The 3,904-nt window shown below is 40.5% G+C and carries 3 protein-coding genes; all 3 read left to right on the plus strand.

All coding sequences use genetic code 11. The features are described from left to right. Nucleotides 1-367 (plus strand): transposase (locus HY817_03850; protein MBI4836367.1); only part of this gene is annotated, 367 nt, incomplete at its 5' end. 126 nt (nt 368-493) lie between these two features. Beyond that, the gene (locus HY817_03855) at nt 494-2,302 is read left to right on the plus strand and encodes a hypothetical protein (protein MBI4836368.1); all 1,809 of its coding nucleotides are present in this window, start codon (nt 494-496) and stop codon (nt 2,300-2,302) included. 2 nt (nt 2,303-2,304) lie between these two features. Next, on the plus strand, nt 2,305-3,904 hold a 1,600-nt coding region (locus tag HY817_03860), incomplete at its 3' end, for a hypothetical protein (GenBank protein ID MBI4836369.1).

Genomic DNA, 3,904 nt, shown 5'->3' on the forward strand with positions numbered 1-3,904 from the left:
TAGTAAGAGAGAGATTGTCACATACAGAACAGAGCGGGGAACATGCGCTGCCTGTTCTCTGATAGAGAAATGCACAACGAATGTAAAATTAGGCAGGGCAATAACAAGAGACGGGTATGAAGAGTACAGGGAGCGAATGAGGGAAAAGATAAATACCGCTGAGGGTAGAGCAATTTACGGAAAACGAAAATGTTTGGTAGAGCCAGTGTTTGGCCAGATAAAGACAAGAAACGGATTCAGCCAATTCCTTCTGAGAGGATTAGAGAAAGTAAAGATTGAGTGGAAGATAGTGGCAACAGCCCATAACCTGTTAAAGATAACGGCAGCGATAATGAGAAAGGAGAGACTACTTTCAGCCTTGGGGTAAAGGTTAACGGCAGAAGCTAACAACTTATGATTAAAAAGCCATTCTCCAACTCAGAAATATTAAATGAGTTTTTAGACAGGCTCAGTGTCCCCAATAATTCAAGTGTTGCACTTTGAGATTAAACTCGTGTTTCATACTAATAGCATACCAGAACTAAAAGACGTTGCCGAACTACTGGAAGGGCATCAGCTCAATAATCCAGAGCTGAATTGCTTACGAGCAGATGCCAGCAGATATTCTGTTCTTTTGTTACAACCTCACGGTGAAATCGAATATTGTCAGGATTATGTACGTAACAAGAACCGAGAAATAGCAGAATTAGAATTCGAGAAATTTCTGGAGCTTGGTCGGAACAAATTAAGTGATGTTGTCATTACGCCAGAATACTCTTGTCCTTGGAGTGTTCTTGAGCGGTTGATTCTGAATAACCAAATGCCATCTCTCGGCAAGTTATGGGTTATTGGTTGCGAAAGTGCTACTCCGAATGAACTCAATGCACTTCGTGCCCGCGTTCAGGGGCAATGCAAATTTATTTACGATGAAAACTTCGAAAGATCGGCCGGGCAACGTTTCTTGGATCCAGTCTGTTTTTTGTTTCGTACATATAGCAAGGAAACAAAGTCTGAGGTCACCGTAGCAATTGTCCAGTTTAAGACCGCCCCTATGGGTGACGGTACGATGCGGTTTGAAACAGACAATATGATTAGAGGTAAAAGATTTTATAAATTCAAGAATACTTCTGCTAATTCGATTTCTTTAATCTGTTTAATCTGTTCTGATTCTCTGGCATATGCAACTAATCAGGATCATTGTCTCCGACAAGAATTTCAAAATATCGATCCATCATTAATTTTGCATGTGCAGTTAAACCAGAAGCCCAGGAACGATCGATATACCGAATATCGAAAATTCTGTTTGCAGCATCGTGACCAAAAGGACATCATTTGTCTTAATTGGGCACGAAATATAAAACTGTTCGACTCTAACGACAATGGTCACTCGATAGATTGGGAAAATGCTTCGGCATCAGCCATCTACTCGAAGTCTTGGTCTCGGAATCTTGTAGAAGATTGCATTCAAGCAAATCAACTTAAAGGTTTTTATTTGACTTATTGGAGTCAGACAAGGGCGTACGTCGGATTTCTGAATTTTGAACACTATGCGTTTTTACTTACACTAACAAAGGTCAGTCAGGTAAATGATGATCCTGCAGTACAAAGTCCTGCGCTCCCTAAGATGCTTATGGTGTTTTCGTGGAATCAAGAGAATGCAGTATTTGACGAAATCCAAGAGGTTGATAGTGGTGCTGCGGCCGCTTTTGGTGCATCAGGCATTGACGTGGTTCAGCTAGGTAATCTGTATGCTACGCCACTCCTACTTGAAAGACTGATCCTGCTATCGTGCGGAGAGATTCGGACAAATAATGAAACTTGGCCGCACGTTCAGTCGATGGCCAGCGTGATACTCGGTAATGACGAAAGTATTCGTAGATTAACGTTTGTACAAGATAACTGCGACGATGCAATGGGGTTTCGTCGAAGATTATTAAAACAATTCTCATCATTCAACAGTTTGCGATCAAACGCAGCTAAGTTTCCGAAGCGCCTAGAAAGATTTAAGAATCATCTGTTGGTCTATGACAACAGTAGTACCTATTCCAATCTAAAGACTATGGGCGGGACTGACGAACTTGCCTCTGCTTTGTATCTTGGAGAAGCAGATGAGCCCACACTTAAAGAATTACACGCTTTGCTGGACAATAGGCTTAGAGAACAAAAGCATCAAGGCTTACATGTAGACCCGTCAGACCTTGTGATCTGGTATGTCAGCGTTACGGGTGGTGAATCAAAGATGATTAGTTATCCAGACGATTCCCCACCGAAAATAAATGATGGCGGACAGGATGCTGTAGTGTCCTTTACCCGTACTGAGTAATCTTGAAAGGCGTGATGCAAACGCAAGCAATCCAATCGAAATTGAGTAAGGCTTTTGACCGGTGCCAACTGGTCGATAATAAGTTACTGCTTTGTGAGAAACAGTATAAAGGTGCTCCGTGGGCGATCTATTATTTCGATGCAAGCAACGAAATTCCTGGTGACGAGAAGAGCCTATATGACTATCAAGATAAGATACTTTCAAAGAGATATTTTGAATCGGCTAAGTCACTACAATGGAATCATTATCTAGTTTTTCTGGTCGATGACGAATTTCTTAATGATGAGTATGTTCGTCTAAAAACAATCATCGAAGGAGACAAGAACTTTACACGAAAATTTCTTCTTCATGAAAAGGAACTTGATGCTTTTGTCAATCCGCATCAGTGGTTGTCGCGTAAGTCTGGAAAACCAGAAGATATTGCTAATCTATGGCTCGAGATGCTGGACGAGAACCGCCTGAGTAAGATTTATTCTTATGATGAGTCAAGAAGGCATGTAGTAGACGAGGTTCTTAATGACTGGCGAAATTCAACCGGAATAAGCAGGCCTGAATTGTCAAAAAATCATAGCTTACCAGTCACTAAGCCGGATTCGAATGCAGTAAAGTTTATCGAGAAGCTAGAAAATCAAGAATATCGCCCGTTTCCGCCACAAAAGAATTTCGACTTTGGTTTAGTAAACCTAATCTATGGCTCTAATGGAACAGGAAAAACAAGTTTGCTTGAGGCAATTGAATATTTTTATTGCGGACAAAATCTTAGAAGTGCAGACCTAAAAGCTTCATCTAAATATCAAATAGCCGTGCAATTAAAGGGAGACGATTTTTATACAAAAATCAATCACTCCTCGGCTGAGCGACGGAAGAGAGACTTAGAATGGTTTGGAACCCATGGCCGTCGAAAGGATGAGCTGGTTAGTAATTTCAACCGCTATATTTTTTTCAATTCAGATGCAGGTTTCTTCCTGGAACATTCCGACGAAAATCAGGATATTATTTCCGCATTGGCCAGACTGGCGCTTGGCGAGGAAGTAAACAAGTTATGGGATGAGATCATCAAATATGCTGATGAGTTTAGAGGGCGACTCCCAGGATTAGGCGAGAAAAGCAAACTCCTAGATGAAAGAATTACTGAACTTGAAACGTTGCTATCACAGCTGAAGAAACCAACAGTCATTATTGATGTTATTTTCGAACGCTTAGTTAAGGTCTTGGAAGAGTACAAAATCAAAAAAATCCCAAAACATCCAAACGAAGTATCGTCATCATTTCTGGATTCCATTCTTGATCTTGAAGTTTTTGTCGAAGATATCGCTCAACTTAAGTGGATTGATATTCTGACTATTGAGAATATACAAGAGAGCAAAAAATATCATGAAATCACTCTGAGGGAATTCGAGAGAATTATTAAGGAAGCAAACAAGCTAGAGATTGCAGAAATTGAAGGAAAGCAAGACCGCGATGAAGTAAATCGTCGCAGAGAAATTATGAATCGTATTAAAAGATACATTACATCTAATTGGGAAATAAAACGAAAGGAAAAGCAGGAACTGGAACAAATCGTAAGCAAATCACAGATGGTTGCAACGATCCTATATTCGA

It is taken from the genome of Candidatus Abawacabacteria bacterium, from assembly GCA_016207805.1.
In the GTDB taxonomy this organism is placed as follows: Bacteria; Patescibacteriota; Gracilibacteria; order RBG-16-42-10; family RBG-16-42-10; genus JACQZO01.